Origin of the sequence: Dethiosulfatibacter aminovorans DSM 17477 (genome assembly GCF_900142005.1) — a bacterium.
GTDB lineage: Bacteria > Bacillota > Clostridia > Tissierellales > Dethiosulfatibacteraceae > Dethiosulfatibacter > Dethiosulfatibacter aminovorans.
In genome coordinates, this window is sequence record NZ_FQZL01000019.1 from 1 (window position 1) to 25,340 (window position 25,340).

At 41.6% G+C, this 25,340-nt stretch carries 21 protein-coding genes and 1 riboswitch; of the genes, 4 read left to right on the forward strand and 17 right to left on the reverse strand.

The annotated features are described in order from the left end of the window. From BUB05_RS19010 to BUB05_RS12040, 16 genes are all read right to left on the reverse strand, one after another. Positions 1-92 (reverse strand): 4Fe-4S binding protein (locus BUB05_RS19010; protein WP_175548536.1); only part of this gene is annotated, 92 nt, incomplete at its 3' end. 107 nt (positions 93-199) lie between these two features. Beyond that, positions 200-1,552 carry a TRAP transporter large permease subunit gene (locus tag BUB05_RS11970; protein WP_073049855.1) on the reverse strand — a complete coding sequence of 451 codons (1,353 nt, stop codon included), beginning with the start codon at positions 1,550-1,552 and terminating at the stop codon, positions 200-202. Positions 1,553-1,618: 66 nt separating this feature from the next. Continuing rightward, positions 1,619-2,362, reverse strand: a complete 744-nt coding sequence (locus BUB05_RS11975) for an aspartate/glutamate racemase family protein (protein WP_073049856.1) — start codon at positions 2,360-2,362, stop codon at positions 1,619-1,621. Between the two features lie 128 nt (positions 2,363-2,490). Beyond that, positions 2,491-3,261, reverse strand: a complete 771-nt coding sequence (locus BUB05_RS11980) for a (2Fe-2S)-binding protein (protein ID WP_094762896.1) — start codon at positions 3,259-3,261, stop codon at positions 2,491-2,493. Then, positions 3,251-4,696 (reverse strand): FAD-dependent oxidoreductase, encoded by a 1,446-nt coding sequence (locus tag BUB05_RS11985; protein ID WP_073049857.1) that lies wholly within the window; start codon positions 4,694-4,696, stop codon positions 3,251-3,253. The genes BUB05_RS11980 and BUB05_RS11985 overlap by 11 nt, the downstream gene beginning before the upstream one ends. Continuing rightward, positions 4,693-5,886, reverse strand: a complete 1,194-nt coding sequence (locus BUB05_RS11990; RefSeq protein ID WP_073049858.1) for an NAD(P)/FAD-dependent oxidoreductase — start codon at positions 5,884-5,886, stop codon at positions 4,693-4,695. The genes BUB05_RS11985 and BUB05_RS11990 overlap by 4 nt, the downstream gene beginning before the upstream one ends. 26 nt (positions 5,887-5,912) lie before the next feature. Beyond that, positions 5,913-7,697 (reverse strand): thiamine pyrophosphate-binding protein, encoded by a 1,785-nt coding sequence (locus tag BUB05_RS11995; RefSeq protein WP_073049859.1) that lies wholly within the window; start codon positions 7,695-7,697, stop codon positions 5,913-5,915. Positions 7,698-7,811: 114 nt separating this feature from the next. Further along, positions 7,812-8,531, reverse strand: a complete 720-nt coding sequence (locus BUB05_RS12000; RefSeq protein ID WP_073049860.1) for an FCD domain-containing protein — start codon at positions 8,529-8,531, stop codon at positions 7,812-7,814. A gap of 151 nt (positions 8,532-8,682) precedes the next feature. Beyond that, entirely contained in the window at positions 8,683-9,837 is a 1,155-nt protein-coding gene (locus tag BUB05_RS12005) for an amidohydrolase family protein (RefSeq protein ID WP_073049861.1), read from the reverse strand. A gap of 68 nt (positions 9,838-9,905) precedes the next feature. Then, the gene (locus tag BUB05_RS12010) at positions 9,906-12,140 is read right to left on the reverse strand and encodes an MGH1-like glycoside hydrolase domain-containing protein (protein WP_073049862.1); all 2,235 of its coding nucleotides are present in this window, start codon (positions 12,138-12,140) and stop codon (positions 9,906-9,908) included. An 83-nt stretch (positions 12,141-12,223) separates the two neighbouring features. Further along, positions 12,224-13,273 carry an ABC transporter ATP-binding protein gene (locus BUB05_RS12015; protein WP_073049863.1) on the reverse strand — a complete coding sequence of 350 codons (1,050 nt, stop codon included), beginning with the start codon at positions 13,271-13,273 and terminating at the stop codon, positions 12,224-12,226. Positions 13,274-13,314: 41 nt separating this feature from the next. Continuing rightward, complete coding sequence (locus BUB05_RS12020; protein WP_073049864.1) at positions 13,315-14,112, reverse strand: ABC transporter permease; 798 nt, start codon at positions 14,110-14,112, stop codon at positions 13,315-13,317. Beyond that, entirely contained in the window at positions 14,109-14,990 is an 882-nt protein-coding gene (locus BUB05_RS12025) for an ABC transporter permease (protein ID WP_073049865.1), read from the reverse strand. Before BUB05_RS12025 ends, BUB05_RS12020 begins: the two co-directional genes overlap by 4 nt. A gap of 116 nt (positions 14,991-15,106) precedes the next feature. Beyond that, positions 15,107-16,222 (reverse strand): ABC transporter substrate-binding protein, encoded by a 1,116-nt coding sequence (locus BUB05_RS12030; RefSeq protein ID WP_073049866.1) that lies wholly within the window; start codon positions 16,220-16,222, stop codon positions 15,107-15,109. Between the two features lie 216 nt (positions 16,223-16,438). After that, positions 16,439-17,332, reverse strand: a complete 894-nt coding sequence (rbsK, locus tag BUB05_RS12035) for a ribokinase (RefSeq protein ID WP_073049867.1) — start codon at positions 17,330-17,332, stop codon at positions 16,439-16,441. 213 nt (positions 17,333-17,545) lie between these two features. Next, a complete protein-coding gene (locus tag BUB05_RS12040; RefSeq protein WP_073049868.1) occupies positions 17,546-18,559 on the reverse strand; it encodes an amino acid kinase family protein in 1,014 nt (337 codons plus the stop codon). Positions 18,560-18,755: 196 nt separating this feature from the next. Continuing rightward, positions 18,756-18,853: riboswitch (SAM riboswitch) on the reverse strand. A 403-nt stretch (positions 18,854-19,256) separates the two neighbouring features. Between BUB05_RS12040 and BUB05_RS12045 the strand changes: the two genes are divergently transcribed. Further along, positions 19,257-20,606: a sigma-54 interaction domain-containing protein gene (locus BUB05_RS12045; protein ID WP_073049869.1), complete on the forward strand. Its 1,350-nt coding sequence runs from the start codon at positions 19,257-19,259 to the stop codon at positions 20,604-20,606. 78 nt (positions 20,607-20,684) lie between these two features. On the opposite strand, the gene BUB05_RS12050 is transcribed toward BUB05_RS12045, so the two are convergent. Continuing rightward, positions 20,685-21,248, reverse strand: a complete 564-nt coding sequence (locus BUB05_RS12050; RefSeq protein ID WP_073049870.1) for a glycerol-3-phosphate responsive antiterminator — start codon at positions 21,246-21,248, stop codon at positions 20,685-20,687. Positions 21,249-21,585: 337 nt separating this feature from the next. Here BUB05_RS12050 and BUB05_RS12055 point away from each other — a divergent pair, with 337 nt between their 5' ends. The 3 genes from BUB05_RS12055 (at position 21,586) to BUB05_RS12065 (ending at position 25,338) form a co-directional block, all read left to right on the forward strand. Beyond that, positions 21,586-22,341 carry an SDR family NAD(P)-dependent oxidoreductase gene (locus BUB05_RS12055; RefSeq protein ID WP_175548562.1) on the forward strand — a complete coding sequence of 252 codons (756 nt, stop codon included), beginning with the start codon at positions 21,586-21,588 and terminating at the stop codon, positions 22,339-22,341. A 31-nt stretch (positions 22,342-22,372) separates the two neighbouring features. Then, the gene (locus BUB05_RS12060; RefSeq protein WP_073049872.1) at positions 22,373-23,806 is read left to right on the forward strand and encodes an FGGY-family carbohydrate kinase; all 1,434 of its coding nucleotides are present in this window, start codon (positions 22,373-22,375) and stop codon (positions 23,804-23,806) included. An 89-nt stretch (positions 23,807-23,895) separates the two neighbouring features. Next, positions 23,896-25,338, forward strand: a complete 1,443-nt coding sequence (locus tag BUB05_RS12065; RefSeq protein ID WP_073049912.1) for an FAD-binding oxidoreductase — start codon at positions 23,896-23,898, stop codon at positions 25,336-25,338. Positions 25,339-25,340: the final 2 nt, after the last annotated feature.

Genomic DNA, 25,340 nt, shown 5'->3' on the forward strand with positions numbered 1-25,340 from the left:
TCGTTGTTTTCCTTGAAGTATGCCGACGAGCATTTTTCTACGCATGCTCCGCATCCTATGCATTTTGATTCGTCTTTTATGAGTCTTCTCATTTTTCCTCCTTTTCAGCTAGTGCAATGTAAACTTACATATATAATCTTTATTGAATTATTAATAAAGAGCATCCGCTGTTTTAGCGAATGCTCTGCAAGATATTATATTAAAAAAACAGGCATATTAGGGCAATCAATATGAAATATCCGCTTAAAAACATCGAGTAAAGCATGGCCTTCACAGGATCCACCTTAATATTAAGCATGCTTCCAACCATACCAGCTACAACAAATGTTACAACATCTGCCGGAGGCATCCCCTGACCCGCCATAGCCAAATGGGCTCCAGCTAGAGCCGTTTTAACTTCTGCTACTCCAACATTCCTTAGTGCAGGTCCCAGGAATGTGAATATGCTAACCTGAGTTGTCGTCTGAGAACCTGAAATCATACCAACAAGCATCATTGAAAATGCTCCTCCAAGCTTCAACACGTTTGCAGTCAGTTCTGCAGTAAAAGCCTGAACAGTATCAATCTGACCCGCCGCAAAGAACGCTCCTACCATAAATGCTGCGCATACCTGTACAGTGATGCTATTTTTTACGTTTATGCATCCTTTCTTGACACATCCTGCAAAATCACTTCTTACTTCCTTGAAGAAGAAACTCACGACTGTCGCAATCATTATCGCCTTGACAACATTGTAGTTAATTCCCCTGATTACCTTTATATCCTTGATATGCTTAAATACTGGATCTAGATAAACAAGGAGATCAAGCTTGAATCCTGATCTAAGGATTATTATCATTGCTAAAACAGTAATAGGTATAAGTGTCTTCCATCTTTCCCTGATTATCTGACTAGCAGACTTTTCTGGTATGAGATTCTCAGGAATACTCTTAACCTTTACAAAAACATTTCCTACATATATACACACCAATATTATCGCAAATCCTATCGTAAAGTAACCTACGTTGACAGCAGCATCTGGAGATTCCATTCCCAGCAGGGAAGCCGAAAGAAATATAGCTTGGGTAATAGGAGGCATAATCGATCCAAGAACACATCCCATAACAATTGTTGATGTTATTTGTTCTCCAGAAAGATCAATTTCTCTTAACGATTGAATAACGAGCACACCTATGACAGCAGCCGATGCTATCGACTCTCCAAGAAGAGATCCAGATAGAGCAAGTGTGAATATTACAACACTTACCAGTCCTTTTGGCGAACGACCAAACCTTGCTCTCAATCCACTTAAGACAGTTTCCATTGTACCTATTCTAACCTGTGTTTCAGCATAGATACTTCCAAATACAGCCAGCGCCATAACCCAGGCAAGCCTATCAAGACCAAATAAGAATGCATCCAACCACTCCGTAGGGCTATATATCCCACCCATCAAAAGAGCTGCGGAGGCACATACTATAAGACCTACCGTAATGCTTCCACCAATTACCGGAATCTTCTTTACTAAAATTACTATTAACAAAAGTACTATTGGCACTATAACCTTGAGCATTAAATTCCCTCCTAATCTATTCAGTTTTCAAATGGTTTATTATCCTCTTAATTAATCTTATCCTTGTTACATTATCCCCTTCCATGGATGCTTCACAAGTGCATTATGTACCATATTTACAAGTGTCGTAATATCAAATACGGGTAATCCTGTCGCTTCCTGAATATCCTTAGCATAAGGCGGCATGTTCGTACACTCAAGTACTATTGCACCCACATCAGGATTTTCTTCAACAAGTTTTCGTGCGCATCTTACGTGCTCTTCCCTTGCCTTGTCAATATCAAACTCCAGCCTATCTTCGAGTATCATGTTCGTAAATTCTTCCTCATCCTGCAATCCCTGAATGGCTTTGGGAATCTCAAGGGCACCAACAGCATCGAAATGTCTATCAGTCAATGTTGCGCTATTAACAGTTAGCACGCCAACTTTTTTCCCTGGCTTCAACATTCTATACACCATAGGTATCATCATTAGTGTAGATGAAAACACTGGCACATTAACTGCAGAACTAATCTCATTGTGAAACATAGCGAGAAAGCCGCAATTTGTGGTAATTGCTCTGACACCTTCTGCTTCAAGTTCCTTAGCTGCATTGACAAACGGCTCAATAAGACTGGGAGTAAGATCTGTGACAACCTTTTCAGGCGAAGCCCCCTTAACAGCCTTATAAAGAACTGGAAAATCCCATGTATATGCATTCCCCATTTCTCCAGGTATTCTGGGAAACTGAGAGTGTAGCATGAGTATACCGATTGGAAACCCATAATAATTCTTACCACCTTTAGCAATTCCTTTATTAATTCCTTTCATTCTTGCCCTCCAATATATTAATTATATTATTATCAATATTATCAGCACTACACTTATATTTTATCAAACCAGGCCTGGATTTTGTTATACAAATAGTTAATACTAACAATATTAATTTCTATAAGTAATCAGTCAACCAACTTTCCTATTTTAACAGGTTTTATAGGCTGTCTGTAATTTGGTGATTCCAGCTCCTCAATGCTTTTACCAGTAGCTTTTGACAGTTCTTTAAGGATTATAGGCAAGCATGTCTTCCCCTGACATGGCCCCATTGACCCTCTGGTTGCCAGCTTGATTTCCTTGACCGTTGTTTTGCCTAGAGCGATCTGATTTTTAATCTCTTCCATTGAAATATCTTCGCACCTGCAAACTATGCATTCTCCAAGCTTATTGCTTTCCGGTTTCCACTCTCCATCTCTACTCTCTGTTCTTACTGCTATACCTCTCAAGTCATGCTCCAGTTTCTTTTCGACTGCAACGTTAACGAGATGGGTGTTGTTCTTGAATTTCCTCACTTGTTTCACTTCAACATCCGAAACATGATTACCGTCTCTGTCATATCCCTTTACAATATCTCCGACTGAAGGTACAGGCAAATATTCGTATGGAATTTTTATTAGCGACTTCTCATTAGAATATGTCTCATCTATGACGAAAATCGCAAGCCCAGGACACACTGCCTGACAGAGACCGCATCCCGTACACTTGTCATAATCTATCTCCGGAAGATCGTTTATGTCATTGAATTCCTTTACAGCTCCAAACTTACAAGAAGTATAGCATGGATTACAGGGAATCTTCTGGAAACATTCTATCAATGCATAAGGTCCCTTTCGTCTTCTTTCAGGAGAGGGCAGTTTTGCAATTACCTTTTCCTTCATAACCTGGTTATTTTCCACCTGCGGTCACCATCCCTTCTCTGAGTCTTTGTATCCCTTCTACTATCTTCACACCATGAGGACCTGATCTCAGTGAATTAAGCTGGTCCATGAGATCACAATGTCTATCGTCATAATCTTCAACATAATCAAGCCTTCTTGCAGCAGTCAATCCTGCTAGATGTCCTGTAAGCATGGCACTTGAAGCCTCTTCTACACCACCAGAATCACCTGCAACTAACAATCCATCTACAGTAGTGTTTCTGTGCTCATCATTAACGGGAACATATCCACCCAGTGCAGGTATGAACTTTAGCTCGCATCCAGCCTGGAAGAAGAGTTCAACTATGGGAGAAAGACCAACAGCCATGCACATTACATCTGCCTTGATATTCTTTTCAGTCCCCTGGATCATCTGCCACTTGTCATCTACTTCGGCAATTGTTACACCTTCCAGCTTGTCGCTGCCATGGGCTCCCTTTATGGTATGTCTTGTATATATCGGAACACCCGCTCTCATTATCTTTGATGCGTGAACCTTGTATCCTCCAACATCCGGACCCGCTTCCACTACTCCAACTACATTTACTCCTGCCTGTATGAGCTGATAGCTCACTATAAGCCCTATGTTTCCAGCCCCTATCATTATCACATCATCTCCAGGCTTGATTCCATCTATGTTCATTAAGGTCTGTACTGCACCTGCTCCGTATATCCCAGGAAGATCGTTGTTTGGGAATACAAGATTCTTTTCAAAGGCACCTGTTGCAATTATTATGGACTCTCCGCTAAGTCCATAGACCGCATTCTCCCTTTCAACCATAATGGTATTGTCCTTGTAGAATCCTACAGCCGTACTGTTAAACCAAATTTCAACATTTGGATCAGACATTATCCTTTCCTGAATCTCAACTCCTATGTCTATTCCCCTTGTACCCGCCTGCTGTTTTTCAGAACCAAAAAACTTGTGAGTTTGCTTGGTCAGCTGTCCACCGAGGTCGTAATTCCTTTCCACAAGAATCACTTTTGCACCATATCTTGATGCCTCTAGCGCAGCACACATTCCGGCAGGACCTCCACCTATTATTACAACCTCTGCTTGGACCATCTTCTCACCTGAATCTATAGGCGTTCTTATGTTGCTGTCCAGTTCAACCTTTTCCTTGTCGCTTTGTTTTTCAACGGTCATGCCTTCACGTAGAGGTTCTACGCATATTCTTACATTAGGCACTCCATTAACCTTCATGAGACAAGAAGAACAGTTACCTATCGCACAGAAAAGACCTCTAGTCCTGTGTTTTGTATCCGTTTCATGAAGAACTCTCACACCGGCTGAATGAAGCGCCGAAGCGATTGTTTCTCCTTCACATCCAATAACTTCTTTTCCCTCATATGTGAATTTAACTTCCCTTCCCTTGTTAAAATCAATAATGGGATGCTGGTTTATTCTACTCATTTCACGCCTCCTTCAAACACAAGCCGATCAGCGAACCTACTGTAATTGAACATGTCTATATCCATTGATGTTTTACCTTCAGCAATAAGTTCAGCCATCAAGACTCCTGTCATGGGTGCCAAGGCGATTCCATCACCTTCATGTCCTGCAGCCATTATCATGCCTTCAAGACCATCCACCTTACCAAGAATGGGCATGCCGTCAGGCGTATAGGGTCTCAGGCCTGTAAAGGTCCTTATGATATTCACATCCTTTAGGAAGGGAACAAACCTACTGCAATATTTTGCAATTTCTTTTGTAACCTCAAAGGTTGTATCAGTGTCAAATCCTGCAAACTCACGGTTGTTTCCAATCAGAAGATTTCCGCTCTCCGTCTGTTCTATGCTAAGTCCGATTCCTAGCTGAAGACTTCTGTCTTCTGTATTTTTAGCCATTTCAGGATGATGCTTGATGGCTATATACCTTGCATCGAGTAAGACCTTGTTCAACATTGGAGCAAGGGCCTCAGTGACTAAGGTGTGTCCCCTCCTGGGCTTTATGGGTATGTCCATCCCAGCCATTTTGCCTACTTCAGGCGCCCAGACTCCACAGGCATTTACTATATATTCGGCTTTCACTGCACCTTTAGACGTGATTACTCCTTCTACTCTGCCTTCATTTATTATCAAATCCTCAACTGGAGTATTGCACCAGATTTCAGTCCCATTGTCCTCAGCTGCCCTGGCATAGGCAAGGGTTGCATCAATAGGATTAACATGTCCGTCCCAACTGCTGTAAGACGCCGCCATGATGTTTTCTGACAACGCTGGCTCTATTTCCCTTGCAAGATTGCCGCTAATGATATCTATGTCTATCCCTATTTTCTTTTGTTCTTCAACTACATGCTCCATGATTTCCAAAAGCTCTTCATTCTCTATGAGGATCAATCCGCCGGTTCTTTTGTAATGGACTTCGTAACCCAATTCGTCACTGAGACATTCATAGATTTTAGCGCTTTCCATCGCAAGCTTCAGATGTATTCCCGCTTTTTTAGTCTGAAGATATATAAAGCCGTCACATGCACTTGAGGTGCCTGACCCAATACCGTTCTTCTCTAAAATCAGTACCTTTTTTCCCGCTTTCGAGAGATAATAAGCCGTCGAACAACCTATTATCCCTCCGCCTATTACTGCTACATCATAATTTTTCAATTCAGTTCCTCCCTTTGAAGAAATTCCTAATAAACCAGTTTCTTTCTGTCCTTAGGTTCCAGTTTATAGTCGTGTTCCCACTGGTATACAGGCGGTATGTTGTCAGTTGGAGGCTCTATTACAACATTTATCATGACAGGCTCATTAAGCTCCAACGCCCATTTGAAGGTTTCTTCAATCTCATCGTTCCTGCTTATGCTTTTTCCCTTCATTCCAAATCCTTCTGCTATCTTGACCGCATCTATTGCGCCGAAGTCGACTCCGAAATATTTTTCTTCATAATATAATGTCTGTATTGTCTTGATCCATCCGTATGTGTTGTTCTGGAAATTCACAAATACGATCGGAAGATTATATCTCTTGGCTGTTTCAAGATCTCCCATTGCCATGCCGAAACTGGCATCTCCAAACATTGATATCACTTTAGAGTCTGGTCTTGCAACCTGGGCTCCGATTGATGCCGCGAGTGCATATCCCAGGGCCCCGTGACCTCTTGGTATAACAGTATTCTTACCTGCGCTCTTGAGTCTTAGATATGATGAAAGGTATGGTGTAGGTGTACCTGCATCAGCTACGAATACTGCATTTTCATCAGTGTTTTCTTCTAGAACCTTGAATATCTGTGCAGGAAGTATGCGCTCACTCTCAAGCTTGTATTCCTCATCAATCCTATCCCTCTTTTCTTTAAGCTTTGCCTCTGCATATCCATTCCATTCCTCAAGTCCCTTTCCGTTTCCATCTATGAACATTGAGTTGACTTCACTTAAAAGAGATCTTATGTCACACATGATCGGAAGGTCAATTTTAATGTTATTTCCAATTACTTCTTCTCCAAGATCCACCTGGACAACCTTCGCATCTTGATTTATCAGTCTCTTGCCCATGGTAGTAACATTGTTGAGCTTGGATCCCAATACTATGACAAGATCTGCATTCTTCAATACATCATTTGCTTCTTCCGATCCACCGTTGGCTCCTACAACACCAAGAGCCATTGGCTTCATTTCCGATACAGCTCCCTTTCCGTCAATGGAAGTCACTACAGGAAGCCTGAAGTTTTCTACAAACTTCTCCAACTCATCATGAGCTCCAGACAGGTGAACACCACCACCTGCAAGAACTATCGGTCTGTTTGATTTCCCCAACATTTCCATGAGTTTCGCTATATCCGATTTGAAAACCGAATTCTTGAATGGTGCAAATCCCCCTATGTAGTCTGGTCCATTCAATTCATCCTCACTGAAATCAACCTCTTCTCTCAAAATATTCTCAGGGAATGTAAGTCCTACAGCTCCTGAAACTCCACCAGTTGACATTCTGAATGCCTTCTTCATGATATGAGGAATTTTTGATCCCAGCTTTACTTTGGTATTCCATTTTGTAACTGCATTGAAAAGCGCTTCCTGGTTACAGTCTGTCAATGCACATGTCTCATCGCTGCTCATGGATATTTCCGAAGCTATGCACATAAGAGGTATATTTGATACATTGGCTTCACTTACACCAGGCACTACATAAAGGGCTCCTCCACCACTAGGGACCTCCACCACTCCCGTTTTGCCGGACATCCTCGCATATGCATCGGCAGAGTAGGCTGCATTCCTCTCATCTCTGCATAGTATATGAGTAATCTCTTCCTTGTTAATCCTCATCGCATCGTGAAAAGCCATGCTTGTATCTCCAGGTACTCCAAAAATGTACTCTACGTTATGACTCTTAAGAAGTTCCACCAGTGCATCGGCACCTCTCATCTTTCCACTCTTTGCAACCTTTTTTGCTTTAAACTCAGCTGCAGTTTCTATTGGTTTCATAAATACCTCCTGAATTTCACTACTCATCTTTAATTTTTGTTCATTCATCACTGATGATTAACTAACTAGATAATAACACACCATGTATTATCATGCAATACCTTTCTGTAAATTTTATTTAACCTTTTTACTCGAATTCTCTTTAAAGTAATCCTCCACATCTTTAATCGTTTGCTCCAAATGTTCAACCATGAGCTTCTCCGCCTTTTCTGTATCCCTGTCTTCTATGGCTTCCAGTATGAGTTTGTGATTAATCACCGTATGCTTCACTCTGTTCCTTATGATAGAAAACTTTGAATAGGAATTTCGCTGTGACAATATCAGGACCAATATCTCTTCAAGAACCTTGTTCCCACAAATCCTTGCTATCTCACAATGAAACTTGTAGTCTTCCTCCTCGCCAAGCATTCCCTGCAATACTTTAAGTTCCTGTTCATTAATAAGACTTTTCAAAAATTCAATTTCATCATCTGTAATCTTTTCAACTGCACATTTAATGGTTTCCTTTTCTATGACCTTTCTTGTTCTTAAAACATCCAAGAGCCTTTCCTCCGACTCGTCCCTTGAAACAGCAATCAAAGCCTGTGCTTTTTTGTCACTTTCAATATCATTCTTCAATCCCTTCAAATATTCAAGTCCCTCTTCCGTTATTGTCCTTCCCTTGTTGCTGTGCTTCATCAAATACCCTTCAAATTCAAGCTGCTGAAGTTGTCTTCCAATAGTTGCCTGTGAGGTATCTATAATAAGAGCAAGCATGCTTGCTCCCATAGGAACTCTATTTTGGGACATTTCACTCAGTATTTCATACCTTAGCTTTTTTTCATTTAAATTCATAAAAATCTCCATTTTCCGATATATTTAAATACTATCATCCAATAAAGTACAATGTCAACAACATTCTTCATCTCTGATTAGTGTTCAATCATCACCACAGAAAGAAAGCTATGCTGTCAGAGATGTTTTACTCTTTCAACATAGCTTGTCTTTATAGTTCATTAAAAAAATCCTTAGCATTGCTGTATAATATCTTTTCCTTCAATCTGTCTCCAAATGCTTCGTCAAATACTCCCTTGTTGATGAAATATCCATTAACCTCATCAAGAATATCAATTCCTGCCAGCAATGCTCCATAACTCTCCTCCACAGTTGCCGCATCACAGCCCCACATTATCCGGTCCGTGCCTATCAGCTCAAGGACATTAATGAGGGTGTCCCTGGCGATGATGCTCGAAAGTGAAGGCATCCAGCATATGTCAAGCCATGCGTTCGGACATTCGTAAAGAACCGCCAAAAGGTCGTCAGCCCATGGGAATCCTCCGTGAAGAAGAGAAAACCTGACATTTGAATATTTTCTGATCAGGGGCATAAGATTAATCGGGCTGGTATCAGTCACCTGACCCAGGCCGGTATGGATCTGAATCGGTATGTTGAACTCACCTGCTATCTCGCAAATCTTTGCCATTACATAATCCTGAAACATTCTTATATATTCGGAACTTTCGTCATCTTCATATACGACCCCTGCCATATGACAGTCTACAGGCTCGAAATCAAGATCCCTGAAATATGCCATGCACACCTTGAGCGCTGTGCATTTTCCCATTTCTAGGGACTCCTTGATATAATCCCTCATCTTGATTTCATAATCATATATATTGTCGGGAACATGATCAAAGAAGTCAAAATTGTTCGCCTCGCAGGACTCAAGGCCTTCCCTTGAATACCCGTAGAACATGAAATCGCATCTCAATGCAACGCTGCATTCAACACCGTTGCTTCCACTGCTTCTTATGTCTATCCAGTCATCAAGGAGGATTTCATCATATCCGCATACGTCTCTCAGCACATGGTTCTCATGATTTGGATCTTCATAGGCTTTTTTGATTCTCTCATCAAAAACATCCCAGGTGTTAAGGTCAAGCTTGAGTCCATTGCCGTATAGCTTCTCAAGAGCAGCCTTTAACTGAACAAACGCCTTCATTGTCATTACCTTTTCGAAATACGCCTTGATGTCCTCTCTGGACTCGGAGGGCAGTTCGTAAAGCCATCCTATGTAGGACTTGTCGAATATGTACTTGAGACCCATCTTTCCTCTTTCTATGTCCACGCCTAAATGGGAGTGGCTGTTGAATATCTTCATGCTGCACCTTCCAAAATCATATAACCATGCATTAGTAAAACTCTGTTACCAACACCCGATCATGAAATTTATTTATGTAGCTCTATCTTGATTGACTTGCCTTTCTTGATATATATTTTATTGCTGTTTTCCACAACTTCACCGTTTATGGACACCTTTATAGGCTCTTCATTTCCAAGAGTTATGCTGCATCCCCTGTCCTGGACAGGAACAGTCACTGTGATATAGTGGTCACCGTATTCGAAGTGCGTGAACCTTCCTACAGCATCGGTCTTCACTATCTCCAAGCCATCTTTCTTCAAGATGGTCCCTTCACTGCTGCACTTCAAATCATATATTCCATCAGCCATCTTGAATCCGTTTATTTCAAAATCCTTCCCTTCAGGATTTCCGAAGTGGAAGCCGTTCCATGGGTCTATGTCTATGTGCTCGAGGGTCCACATGAGGGGATAAAGGGCTCCCCATCCGTAATATGGATCCGTATCCACGGAGTCGCTTCCTTCTCCGGTGAAGGTGTTGTGGTTCTCGTAGCAGGCCTTCTCCTCGTCCCAAAGCCTTGTATAGTGCTTCATTATCTTGTTGAGAAGTCTAGTCGCTTCCTCGTATTTGCCGTATCTCTTCAAGCCAACATAGGTTATGAAGTTAAGAGGAGGCCAGGATCTTCCCCTCCAGTAGACGTTGTCGTTTACTGATTCCTCCTTAAGCCATATGGAAGGCAGCGGAAGCTCGGTCCAGAATTCCTCCTCGTCAAAAATATGGTCGATAAGCCTGTCTATCCTTTCCCCCTCAGGCACTCCTGCCGCAAGAGGATAGAAGCTTGTGGGGCTTGGGCATACGAAGCCCTTGTCCCAGTGCTTGTTCGCATAAATCTCGTTGTCGTAGTCCCAGAGGTTTTCATCTATTTTCTTCCTGAGGTCGTTTGATTTCTCAAGAACAAACTGGGCATTTTCCTTGTCTCCTACAATATTTGCTATATGGGACAAGCATTCCCCGTCCAGTACAAGAAGACTGTTCATGGCTATGTCTTCCATGTTTATGGTGTTTGTTTCCTTGATGAATTTGGCGCTGTCGTACATGGGGCTGTTGTCCATTGCGGCCTCGTCCTTGGCGGCAAGCTTTGTACCGTTGAAGTGTCCCTTTCCGACTTGGGAACTTCCGTATTCGAGTACTCCGTTTCCGTTTCCATCCCTGTTCTCGTACCACCAAAGGTTTGCCTTTAGAAGTACGGGATATATTTCTTCAAGAAGCTGCCTGTCTCCAGTAAGCTGGTAGTACTTGTAGATTATGAAGCTTGTGATTGGAGGCTGTGATCTGTCAACCCACTCCGTGAATTCCGCCATGAGGCAGGCAAGGTTGCCTTCAGGTGTGGTATTGTCCATTGCCGACTTCATGCAGTTTCTTGCCATAGTCCAGTCTCCCGCATAGGCGTTTATGAGACCGTGCATAAGTATGTCGTCAAGCCAGATGAACCAGCCTCCGAACTTCCTGTCTATCCAGAACCTTGTAAGGGAGGTGAACACCCTCTGGTTCTTGTGGTCGGCAATTGTATTCCATGCCATTACCTCCTGCATGGATTCCATTGCAGAAATATTCTCTCCCTTGGACAGCTTTGTAAGCGGCGACATGTATCTTTCCTTAAGCTCTTCAAAGGATACGTCAAGTGCATTCTCGGCCTTTTCCACACTTGTTTCATAGTCGTTTGAAACGCATACGGAAAACACTATTTCTGGAGTTTCCTCAAGGTTGTACATGGTGCTGTACCAGTTGACCTCATCCGTCTCCGGCATGGGAGTATAGTATCCAAGGTCCTCTATAGCCTGGCCGAGGGCATCCCTTGTATCAACATAGCAGTCCCTTATGGGACTGTCCTTTAGGGCCACTGCAATCTCATAGCTTCTCTTGGAAGCCGAGAAGCTTCCATTCTTCTCCTCGACTTTTCCAACCTCATTGCCTGTCTTTCCTTCATTTTCAAATCCAAAGGATATGAGTGTCTGGAACCTAAGACCCCACTCTCCGAATTTCAATGCCCTTATCCTGCCAGTCACGGTATAGTCATCGGACTTGACATACTCTATCTCAAGCACCGTCCCTCCATGTTCCACCTGCAGCCTGCAGTAGTTGCCGTCAGGATGGTGCTCGAACAGCTTTATCTTCTTCGTGAAGGGAAAATTGGTATATTTGCCGTTTTCAGCATAGGAGTTTGCTCCTATCGAAATATAAAACTCGGCAGGAAGGAATTCCATAATTGCTGGACTTTTAGAACTCCAGGTGTTCCAGTATTTATTGCATGGTATCTGATACATACTTCACCTCATATATCTAATATTTTATATCATTAATTCCAGTCGCATTGAACTCTTCGAATTCCACACTTCTTTCACATACCTTATTTGAAGTACAGGGTGGTTTCAAGAGTAGGCATGACATGGGCTGTGTCTCCAACCTGATACTTTTCAGCATCCAGGCTTATTATGGATATTTCTATTTCATCCTCTCCCATGTTCCCCAAAAGCTTGCAGACGGACCCCGTAAACACCTTGTTTGTGATCTTGAATTCCTGGGATCCCTCGAATTCATTCTTGTCTATATTGAAGTGCTCCCCCCTTACTGCAACACTTACCGAATCTCCATCCCTGCCATCCTTGTGGTTCACTCCTATTGTCCATCCCCTGCCTTCTACAGCCCATTTCCCATCCTTTTCAACCAGCTTACCCTTTAGTATGTTGGCCTTTCCAAGGAAATCAGATGCAAATATTGACTTTGGATAATTGTAGAGATTTATGGGGTCAGCTTCCTGTTCTATAACACCCTTGTTCATGAGAATGATCTTGTCTGACATGGTAAGCGCCTCTTCCTGGTCGTGGGTTACGAATATTGTCGTTATTCCTATGTTCTGCTGGATGTTTCTCAGCTCGTACTGCATCTCGGCCCTTATCTTCCTGTCAAGGGCCGAAAGAGGCTCGTCAAGAAGCAGTATTGACGGTTCAATGACAAGGGCTCTTGCAAGGGCCACCCTTTGCTGCTGTCCTCCCGAAAGTTTGGTGATCTTTCTGTCCCCCATTCCTTCAAGTTTCACAAGTTTAAGCGCCCAGTCAACCTTTTCCGCTATTTCCTCCTTGCTTTTCTTCCTGATGTTGAGGCCATATCCGATATTTTTTGCAACGGACATTGTTGGAAACAGGGCATAGTTCTGGAAAACCATTCCTATATTCCTCTTCTCCACCGGAACCTTGGTAATGTCTTCTCCGTTTACTATGACTGCCCCGGTATCCGCCGTTTCAAGACCGTTAATTATCCTTAGTATCGTTGTCTTGCCGCATCCCGAAGGACCAAGAAGGGAAACGAAATCTCCGTCCTTCACTTCGAAATTTATATCATATAGGACCTGATTGGATCCAAATGACTTGTTTATGTTCTTTATTACTAATCCTTTCAAATCATTTTCTCCTTATTGGACATTTCCATTATGAAATTGCCTTATTTGGACTTCATCAATCTGTTGGCCGAGTATCCCAGCTTGTTAAGCATGACGACAAGCACTATGGTAACGGTCATTATTATGCTAGCAAGTGCATTCATGTCGGGCTCGTAACCGACTCTTATAAGGGTGAATATTTCCATGGGCAGCGTCCTGACGCCGAAAGGCGCAAGGAAAAACTGCATTGCAAAGGCGTTAAAGCACACCACGAAGGACATCAGTCCCCCCGATATTATTCCAGGTACAAGCATTGGAAATATAACATCCTTGAAAACCCTTGGATAGCTGGCACCAAGAGTCCTCGCCGCATCTTCGGGAGTCCTGTCCGCTTCGTTGAACCTTGCCAAAACCATCATTATGCAGTATGGAAGCACAACTATCAGGTTGCCTAGATACATTCCCATATACGACCTTCCAAGGCCCGTAAGGTTGAAGAGCAGCAACAGGGCAATTGCCTGCACAAGCCATGGAATGATTATGGGAAGCTGTGCAACCCCCATGAGAGCATCGCTTACCTTCTTTGGAACATACTGTGCTCCAAGGGCTGTTAAAGTACCAATAAACATGGACGTCAATGCCACCGTTCCCGACAGCTCCAGAGACAACAGGGTAGCTGGAAACAGATTGCTCTCTTCAAAAAGCATTACATACCACCGGGTGGTGAAAATAAAGGGAAGCATTCCGAAGCGGGTCTCGTTGAAAGACATCATTATTATTACAAATATGGGTATGAAGATTAGCATGTAGGTGGCTGTGAGCCATACCTTGATGGCAAGATTGAACTTTCTGTTTCTCATTCTTCCATACCTCCTATCGACCTATTGGCTACTTTAATGGACTTTCTTACAACAGCCATTATGATACTGAGGACAATCAGGAATACGAAGGACAAGGCCGCTCCGTAACCCATATTGAGAACTATTGAAAACTGTGAATTGATAAGGGACCCTACCATCATGCCGTTTGGCCCCCCAACCAGTGTTGGCTCAACAAAGCTCCCTGTCACAGGAACCAATACCAGCAGTATTCCAGACAGAAGCCCCGGAATGCTCATGGGGAACACTATGTTCTTGAAAGTCTCCCATTTACCGGCCCCCAGCGACTGGGACGCACTTATTAGATTGTCGTCTATTCCTTCAATGGAGGTATAAAGGCTGAGAATCATGTAGGGAAGATATTCATAGACCAGGACTATTACCACTGCAGTATTTGAATAAAGAATTGACGTCGATGGATCCGCAAGATTCATAGCACCAAGGAAAGTCATCACAACCCCCTTGGCCTGGAATATTACCATTATTGCATATATCAGTAAAAGCTGACTGGTAAAAAAAGGCACTATTATGAGCATCATCATAAGGTTCTTGTTTTTTGGATTAATCACCTTTGCTATCCCCCATGCAGCAGGATATGAGATCACTATGCAGATCAGAGTAACCAGTATTCCTATTCCCACAGACTTGAACATGAGCCTGGTAAAGGTAAGGCTTGAAAACATCTTTACGAAATTGTCGATAGTATAGCCTCGAATTTCACCGTGAATACCTATATTACCCTTTATCATACTGAAGAATATAAGCATTCCCAGGGGAATCAGAGACAAACAGAGAAAAAGCAGGGACGATGGAAGTATCATGGTTCCACCCTTGCTGATTGGCTTTTTATTGTTTGCCATATCAATCACCTCTTCGGATAGATTTTTATCGGTTTTCATATGTAAAAGCGGTGTTTTGTAAATGGAAATAGGGTGTTGTCCCCTGTGGGAACAACACCTTTAGTTGTTTTCTCAGATTAATGTGATTTTACGTTGTTCCAAACTTCAAGCCATGCCTGCTTGGTCTCCTCGTCCTGGGATGCCTGCATTACAAGATTGGTTGGAGGTTCCGGATAGATGAAGAAGGCTTTTTTCAATTCATCTGTCAGTCCGTTAAGTGCATTCATGTTTGAAGGCACTGCTCCGTATGGGTCGTTTGCAAAATCAGTCTGGAACTGCTCACCACTCATGAAATCAAGCCATTTTAATGCAAGGTCCGGATTGGGAGCATCTGTAGCTATTGCCCAGTAGTCTGACCAGCCTACTGTACCTTCTTCAGGATAAATATAGTTGATAGGATCTCCATTCCTGTACATTATACTTGCAAGCCCTGTCCACATATTTCCTATTACTATCTCACCGGCCGCAAAAGGTTTCAAATAGTCGTCGTAGCTTGACCAGTAGGTTCTAGTGTTTTCCTTAAGGTCCAGAAGAGCTTCCTCCACCTTTTCAAGGTCCGGATTTTGAGGATCTTCCTCCTGAAGGTAAAGTGCTGCTGTCAGTATTGCAGTGTTGTAATCGTCGAAGTAAGCCACCTTTCCTGCATACTTGTCATCCCAAAGAGCAGCCCATGAAGTTATCTCTTCATCGATTACATCAGTGTTGTATCCAAGGGAAGTTGTTCCCCAAGCCCAAGGCACACCGTAAACATTACCATCAGCATCATAAGCGTCATCAAATTTTCTAAGGTCTTCCTTGAGAAGCATGTAGTTCTCCATCTTCGAAGTGTCTATAGGTTGTATAAGCCCTTCATTCCAAGCTTGAAGAAGTACATTTGAGTTCGGAAGACAAACGTCAATTGTTCCAAGTCCGCCAGTTCTCAGCATTGTAAGCATCTCCTCAAGGGAAGTGAAGTAAACGTGCTCAACCTTGCAGTTGTACATCTCCTCGAAGACCTTAACGGAATAATCCGCATCCGAACCGTATCCCTTCCAGTTAAGAACCGTAAGAGTCTTCATCTCCTCCGAGGGTTCTTCAGTGCCTGTAGGTTCCTCAGTTTCTGCAGGCTCTGCAGGTTCCTCTTTCGGTGAACATCCAATGAACATTGCTCCCAGCATTACTACTACAATAAATAAAGCAATAAATCTTTTCATAAAAACTCTCCTCCCGGTTTTAAGCTACAACTTAGTTGAGTTTATTTCTTCAACAACCGGTATCGAAACGCTTCAATGAGATACTGGGTGTTGGATAAATAATTACGAAACTTGTTGTAGAATAAAACGTCCTTGATTTTATAAGCCAAATGGCTGTCGCCATTAAACTCTCTTCATTCATATTCAAAGAAATACTTCATATTGTCATTAAATCCATCATTTATTTTTCATCCTGCCTTCAACTTCCTCAAGTGTTGGCATCCCACCTTGTGCACCGAACCTCTCCACTGACATTCCGCTTGCACACTGGGCAAATTCCATTGCCTTTTCTATGTCCATTCCATCGGCAAGAAATTTCACCAGTGCACCCGAGAAAGTATCTCCCGCTCCTGTCGTATCGACAACATTCACACCCTCAATTATTGGAACATTTATCACTTCTGAACCGTTGAAATATGATGCTCCCTTTTCTCCAAGGGTCACTATTAATTTCTCGGGATATTTCTTCAGAATATCTTCAATATCTTCCATTCCTTCAAACATGAGCACTGCTTCATGCTCGTTTGGAGTAACATAGTCGGCCTTTTCTATTGATTCTGCACTAATTTCGGCAATTGGGGCAGGATTTATTATTACCCTGATGCCATTTTCATGGCACAGGTCAACGATGTATTCAACAGTCTTCAAAGGTATCTCATACTGCATAAGTACAAAATCCGACTTCAGTATCTCATCTTTTACACTTTCAACATACTCGATATCCACACAGTCGTTGGCTCCCTTGACAACAATTATGCTGTTGTCATTTTCAGCCACCGTTATTACTGCTACTCCGGTGGAAACATCGTCAATTTTTTTCACGTTGTCAATATTCACACCATTGTCCTTGAGATTCCTGATCATTGCATCTGCATATACATCGTCACCTACGCATCCAAACATCTTGACTTCTCCGCCAAGTCTTGCTATTGCAACTGCCTGATTCGCACCCTTTCCACCAGGAACGATGGAAAAAGCTTCCCCGAATATTGTTTCGCCCTTAATCGGTCTTTTCTGAGCCTCTACTACCAGGTCCACATTGATGCTGCCTATAACGGATATACGATTCATAATCTCACCTCATCCTTTCTAGTGTTGTCAGTATGCAACCCTACTTGACTGCATAACCTAAATATGTTAAAAAGAAAGGCATACCCCTGGTTCCAAACAAGGATGAAATCTCACTCCATCCCGTAGTCCTTGACGTATGCCTGTTTTTCTCTACTATTAATTATATAATCATCTCAAAAAAGTGTCAATAATTGATGCATATTTACTTAATCGCTAATCACTTTTTACCGACCTGCCATTTTTCCTTTCTTCAGTGAAAATGCATTTCACAAGACCATCGTGTATTGCCTCTATATTCTTCGTCCTTTCTCCTCCATAGAACTCGAACTCTATGATATTGTCGTGCCTTCCCACCTGTATTCCATCATTCTTGGCTATGATATCCCTCAGAAGCTTCTTATACTTCAGTTCCGAATCTCCAATTACTATCCTCCCCCTTTCCCTGGCAGAATCATATCCAAATCCGAGGTTTTCAGCACTGTTTCTTTGTATCCTTGTACCTTTTGATTCCGAAAATGTGGACCTGATACATACATTCTCATAATCATTCTTCATTGCCAGCCGTACAGCCTTGTCGTGGATGACCTTGGCCCCGTTTTCGGCATAATTCAGGCAAAAATCAAAGCCTACGCTTTTCATTACCTTTGATTCCTCAACCAACCTTGGATCCGCAGTCATTATGCCTTCCACATCAGTATAAATTATGGTTTCATCTGCATTGAGGTGGATTCCCAAGAGCACCGCCGTAGTGTCACTTCCTCCCCTACCGAGAGTTGTGATTTCATCGTCTATGGTCCTTCCCTGGGAGCCTGCAACTACAACTACTCTTCCTTTGTTGAAATGCCTCATTATGTTTCTTGTATCCACATCATAAACATTGGCGTCGCCAAAATTCCTGTCGGTGATTATTCCAGCCTGGCCGCCGGTCAGACTGACTGCATCAATGCCCCTGTCGATTAGATTTGATGCTATTATGGATGATGAGATTACCTCTCCACATGAATATATCATGTCAAGCTCCCTTTCGCTGTAACTCATGCATTCAGATTTCACAAGATTTAGCAAGGTGTCCGTAGCATAGGGGGAACCTTCCCTTCCTTGCGCCGAAACCACAACTACGATATTGTCGTGAATCTTTCTATTCTCCTCAATCTTGTCATAGACCTGCTCTCTCCTGTCGCTTGTCGCCACGGATGTTCCTCCGAATTTCAATACTGCTGTACTCATTTGCTTCCTCCAATAATAAATGTCTAATACATCACTATCAGAATATGACTCCTTTAAATATACAAATATAATTCTCAGGACATCGCGCCCTTATAATTATTTGATGTTAAATAGATTGATAATTCCTGGAAACCGGAATTATCTTGAACATCATGTAATAAAAAAACTTCCCCGAAAGAGAAGTTTATTGTCATATTGCTTATCTTCCAGATATAATCTGCAGGATTTAGCACCTTGCATTGGCAGGTTGCTGAGATATCACCGGGCCTGTCCCTCAATCTCTCTTGATAAGATGTATTCGATTTTAGTACATTTTAATATTTTTTGTGTGCAATGTCAATATAAATCTTCAGCTTGAAAAGTTCAAACCGGTATCACTTTTTGTTAGCAGCTTTTTCATAATTGTAACCACCTGTTGTCAACAGTATATTTTTTATACTATAACACTATGAAGTGCTTACTTCCAGAACTGATTGTTTTATTATATAATGTCATTGAAAATGAACTACTTACGAAAACGCCAAGCAAACGTTAACACCCTCCCCGACAAACCCCAACACTAAGTGCAAAAAAATGAATATTTGTATTGAACTCATCCAAGATTTTGGTTATACTTGAATCGCCATGTTAATATTTTAACAAAATCGATATTTTATATTTATCTATTGGTTAATTATTTTTGAAAGCAGGTAGAATAATGGAAAATTTCATCAAAAACACGGACATTAAAGACTTGGTCAACATAATAGACAATATTTATGACGAGATTGTCATATGGGACGACAATTATACCATCCTATATGCAAACAAGGCTTGCGGCAGGCACTATGGACTGGCACAAGACGAGCTCATAGGAAAAACCCTTGATTATTTCATAGGAACCGAAAAGTATTGGACCCCTTCCAGCGTTCCCTATGTCTACAAGGAAAAAAGATCCGTCATTCAAAACCAGAAAACACTTCTGGGAATAGACCTTGAAACAATTTCAGTTCCAATCCTCGATGAAGAAAACAACGTAAAGTATGTCGTCCAAAGCTGTCGTGACGAATTCAGCTTCCTGTCACAGAAGCTTGCTCCCATTGAGTCAAACTACGATGAAAAGTTCGAGGAAATCACAGACCTGATATACAAAAGCCCAAATATGAAAAAGGTCGTCAAACTGGCAAACAAGATTTCCTCCTATGATGTGCCCTGCATGATACTTGGGGAAACGGGTACCGGCAAGAGTCTTCTTGCCAAGTACATCCACGGCATAAGCAACCGAAAGGACAAACCCTTCATCAGCATAAACATGGCAAGCATAAACCCCACCCTCATAGAATCGGAACTATTCGGATACAAGAAGGGGTCGTTCACAGGTGCCAGTTCCGATGGGAAGAAGGGACTTTTCGAGATGGCCAACGGCGGGACGCTCTTCCTTGACGAAATAGGAGAACTTCCCATGGATCTCCAGGCAAAGTTCCTTCACGTATTGCAGGAAAAGGAATATACCCCCATAGGCAGCGTGACTCCAATAAAGCTTGACATAAGGATAATATGCGCCACGAACTGCGACCTCAAACAGATGATAGAGGTACACAAGTTCAGGGAGGATTTGTACCACAGACTCAATGTTTTCGAACTGAACATCCCTCCCTTACGGGAGAGGATCCAGGACATACAAATCCTGACAGCACATTTCCTGAATGTCTTCAACAGGAAATATTCAAGGAACTGCAGATTCTCAGACGAAGCAATGGATCTTCTCATGAAATACAGTTGGAAAGGAAACATAAGGGAACTGTCAAACATCGTAGAAAGAAGCATACTGATGATGGAAGAGGAGTATATAAAGGCAACAAACCTTCCACCGAGGTTCTTTACCCTTGACAAAGTTACAGGCTGCAAGATGGATGGAAGTCTGTCAGATGCCATTGAAGATGTGAAAAAAAATATGATAATAAATGCATACAAGGAACACAAAACCACAAGAAAGATTGCCGATGCACTGGACATCAGCCAATCCCAGGCATGCAGGCTGATTCGTCAGTATGTAGACAATGATTAAAAAAAATACAATAATCCCCTAAATGTAAAAGAGGCTGTCTCATCGAATGATTTGACAGCCTCCAAAAATTCATAAATATTACATCTCCCATACTCCCTGGTTTGTAGTTGATATTGCTGTTGCCCCTGCTCCGAGAGCACTTACAACATCTTCCTTTTCGCATACAAGACCGCCGGCTATTATTGGGATGTTTACTTCATCCAAAACCCATCTGATGTATTTAGGCATCCCACCAGGCATGATTTCTATGAAATCCGGTTTGGATTGTTTGACTTGCTTTGGAATATTGTAAAAAGACATTGAGTCAATTAAAAAGAATCTGTGTATCGCAATGAGTCCATGGGACTTTGCTGCTCTTATTAATGGAGTTCTAGTGCTTATTATCCCATCGGCATGGGTATTGGCCTTAACGAAATCAAGGACTACTTCCTTGTGGGATACCCCTTCCAGGAGATCTATGTGGACAAAAGCCATTTTATTGTTGTCTTTCAATGTTTTAACTATCTGTGCAATGTTCATAATATTTCCATATAGTATGAAGACAACTCTACATTCTGATTTAATAACTTTGGCAAGGGCATCATCATCCTTTATACCCGCAATTATTGGATTGTCTTCCAGTGTTTCTATAAATCTATTCATATACTCAACCTTTCCAAATAACTATTTTGAAATTAATAATCAAATAACCAACAAATAATCTATTTTTAGTATACTAAATAAATTTTAAAATTAAAAGAAGATAATTTTGTTAATATATTAACAAAGTCGTGGCGTAATAATTGGCTTAAATTGACTTGACAAAGATGAAAACGTTATATATAATCTAAGCATGTTACTGGAGATGGAGATAAGTAACTTCCTTGAGGAAGTCTGCTTATCTTTTTTTTGTTGTTTAATGCATGCAGCTTAACAATAATAGTAATCAAACAATAATTCAATTAATGGAGGTTACACTATGAATATCACTGATTTTCAAATGGACTTTTTTTCACTTAAAGGCAAAAATGCTTTAGTAACTGGTGGAAACACTGGTCTGGGACAAGCATTTTCACTTGCGCTTGCAAAAGCTGGAGCGAATATTTTTGTACCAAGCATAATGGATGATGATGGTAAAACAAAAGAGCTTATTGAGAATGAAGGTTGTAAATATGTCTTCATGAATAAAGACATAACAAAAAAAGGTTCCGCAAAAGAAATAGTTGAAAAATGCGTTGAAGAACTTGGCTCTATAGATATTCTTGTTAACTGTGCAGGGATATGCATTTGTGACGATGTTCTGGAGTTTGGAAGGGAAGACTGGGATCCTATGATAGCAATAAATCTTACAGCAGCCTTTGAACTGAGTTATGAAGCAGCAAAATTTATGGTACCTCAAAAGAGTGGAAAAATAATCAACATTTGCTCAATGTTCTCTTTCCTTGGCTGTCAATTGTCGCCGGCATATGCTGCAACCAAGCACGGCATAGCAGGATTTACCAAGGCATACTGTGATGAATTGGCGCAGCACAATATCCAGATTAACGGTATTGCACCGGGATACTATGCAACAGCAATCACCGAAGAGACAAGAAGCATACCTGAAAGGAACAAGAAGGTCCTTGACCATATACCAGCTAACAGATGGGGAGAGACTATGGACCTTATGGGAGCTACAGTGTTCTTGGCCAGCAGGGCTTCAGACTATGTTAATGGGCATATACTGGCTGTTGATGGTGGATATCTGGTTAGATAAAGGAACATGAAATAATAAAGGAAGTGGAGCAATGGAAAATAAATATATTATTGGTGTTGATGAAGGCTCCCAAAGCGCAAAGGTAATAATCTTTGATTTGGAAGGTAATGTAGTCTGTGAAGGAAGACAGCCTCTAAGGCCTATGGATTTGCCTGAACCAGGTATTGTTGAGCACCCGGATGATGATTTCTGGGATGCAATAATTTCGGCAGGAAACAAGGCTATGGATAAATTCCCAGGGAAGAAAGAAGAAATAATTGGTATGGGGCTTTGTACAATAAGGTTTTGCAGGTGCTTTCTCAAGGAGGATGGTTCACTTGCACAACCGGCACTTAGCTGGATGGATGAAAGGGTTTCAAAAGCTTATGAGCATGTAAATGATGATGTAAAATATGTTACTACATCTTCTGGCTATATAACCCATAGGTTCACAGGTAATTTCAATGATACAGCAGCCAACTATCAAGGAATGTGGCCTATAGATACTGATACATGGGAATGGACTGATGATGAAGAGTATTTCAAAAGTATAAATATCCCAAGAGAAATGCTTTTCAATTTACAGATGCCCGGAACAATTCTTGGATACATTACCGAAGAGGCAGCGAATGCTACGGGTTTTCCTGCAGGAATACCTGTAATAGCAACCGGCAATGACAAGGCTGTTGAAGCACTCGGTTCAGGCACCCTTTCTGAAAAAACTGCATTGGTTTCCTTAGGTACTTATATTTGCTCAATGGTTCATGGACATGACAACCCAAAAGGAACTGAAAAATTCTGGACAAACTTTGCCAACACTCCAAACAATTATCTTTATGAGAGCTTTGGAATAAGAAGGGGAATGTGGACTGTAAGCTGGTTCAAGAATCTACTTGGAGACGATATAGTAAACAAGGCCAATGATTTAGGCATATCTCCCGAGGAATATCTCAACAGAGAAGCTGAAGATGTACCGGCAGGAAGCCATGGACTTATGACTGTGCTGGATTGGCTTGCCCCTTCACATGAACCATACAAGAAAGGTATCATGATAGGGTTTGACGGCAGACATACGAGAGCACACATGTACAGGTCAATACTCGAGGGCATAGCAATGACTATTAAGAATTGTGCAGATGATATGTGCGAAGAACTTGGTATTGAGCTGAAAGACATAGTTGTTTCAGGTGGCGGTTCAAACAGCGAATTATTCATGCAAATATTTGCAGATGTGTTTGGACTTCCTGCAAGAAGGAATGTAGTCAACGGATCAGCAAGTTTAGGAGCTGCAATAAGTGTTGCCGTAGCATTGGACGAGTATGACAGTTATGAAAATGCAATAGAGAAGATGGTAAAGATTAGGGATGTATTCGAGCCATTATCTGACAATGTTGGTACTTATAAGAGTATGAATGATGGAGTGTATAAGCATATAACTTCATGCACGGATGAAATTCTGAAAAAATCATTTCCGGTATTTAAATAGTACTGGTATTTAAAAGTGGTGGCTAAAAAAGAGATTATAGATAAAGTGACCTGTATGAATGCAGGAAATAAAAAGGATGAGGTATTATGATTACATTAACAAGAGATAAGATTTCAAATGATTTGAAAATGATTGTTGGAAATGAAAGTGTAGTAACTGATGAGCAGGTTCTCAAGGAGAACAGCCATGACAGGTTTAGGAAATACGAAGACATAAACGGCATATACACAAGACCGATGCCTGCAGCACTGGTAAAGGTTAAGGATACCAAGGATGTTTCAAGCGTCCTGAAGTATGCCAATGAAAATGGAATAAACGTAGTTCCTAGAACAGGAGGTTCTGCAACTGAGGGAGGCCTTGAAACTGCACTTGAGAACTCTTTGGTGGTAGACGGTTCGGAAATGAATGAAATAATCAAAATTGATACATACAATATGCTTGCTACCGCCCAATGTGGAGTTCCACTCGAAGTATTGGAAGATAAACTTAGAGAACAAGGATATACAACAGGTCATTCTCCACAGTCAAAACCATTGGCTCAAATGGGTGGACTTGTTGCTACAAGAAGCATAGGACAATTCTCAACTCTATACGGTGGAATAGAAGACATGGTTGTTGGTCTTGAAGCTGTATTCCCTAACGGAGAGATTACGCGAATAAAAAATGTCCCAAGAAGAGCTGCCGGACCTGACATCCGTCATGTCATCATGGGTAATGAGGGTGCTTTATGCTATATTACTGAAGTAACCGTTAAGATATTCAAATACCAGCCGGAAAACAATAAATTCCTCGGTTATACCCTCGAAAATATGAAGACTGGGTTTGAAATATTAAGGGAAGTAATGGTGGCTGGTTATAAACCAAGCGTGGCCAGGCTCTACGATGAGGAAGATGGAGCGTATCACTTCAGTCATTTTGCAGATGATAAATGTGTTTTGATTTTCATGGCGGAAGGACCAAAAGCGATAGCTGATGCTACAGCCGAAGCCATAGCAGAAATAGTTACAAAATATGACGAATGCAAGCCGGTGGAAGAACATTATATAAAGACATGGTTTGAACATCTAAACTGGGACCCAGCAGCTGTAGCTGAAGAAAGAGTTGAAATCGTAGAAACACAAAACCTTGGATTCACTACAGAAGTGTCTGGAAACTGGGATGTAATCCATGATATATATCAGTCTGCCATAGAAAGAGTTAGAAATGAAGTTCCCGACATAACACTTCTTGGAGGACATTCTTCACACAGCTATATGACCGGTACCAACGTATATTTCGTTTACTACTATAATTTAGTTGATATAAAGCCTGAAGAGGAAATCAGCAAATATCATTATCCAATTCAGAATATCATAGTTGAGGAAACATTGAAACACGGAGGATCAATGTGTCATCATCACGGGGTAGGAAAACACAGAACTCATTTCATCAAGGAAGAATATACATCATCTTATTACATACTGGAAAATCTGAAAAAGGCATTTGATCCAAATGGCATAATGAATGCCGGAACTATATTTCCTATAGAGTAGTG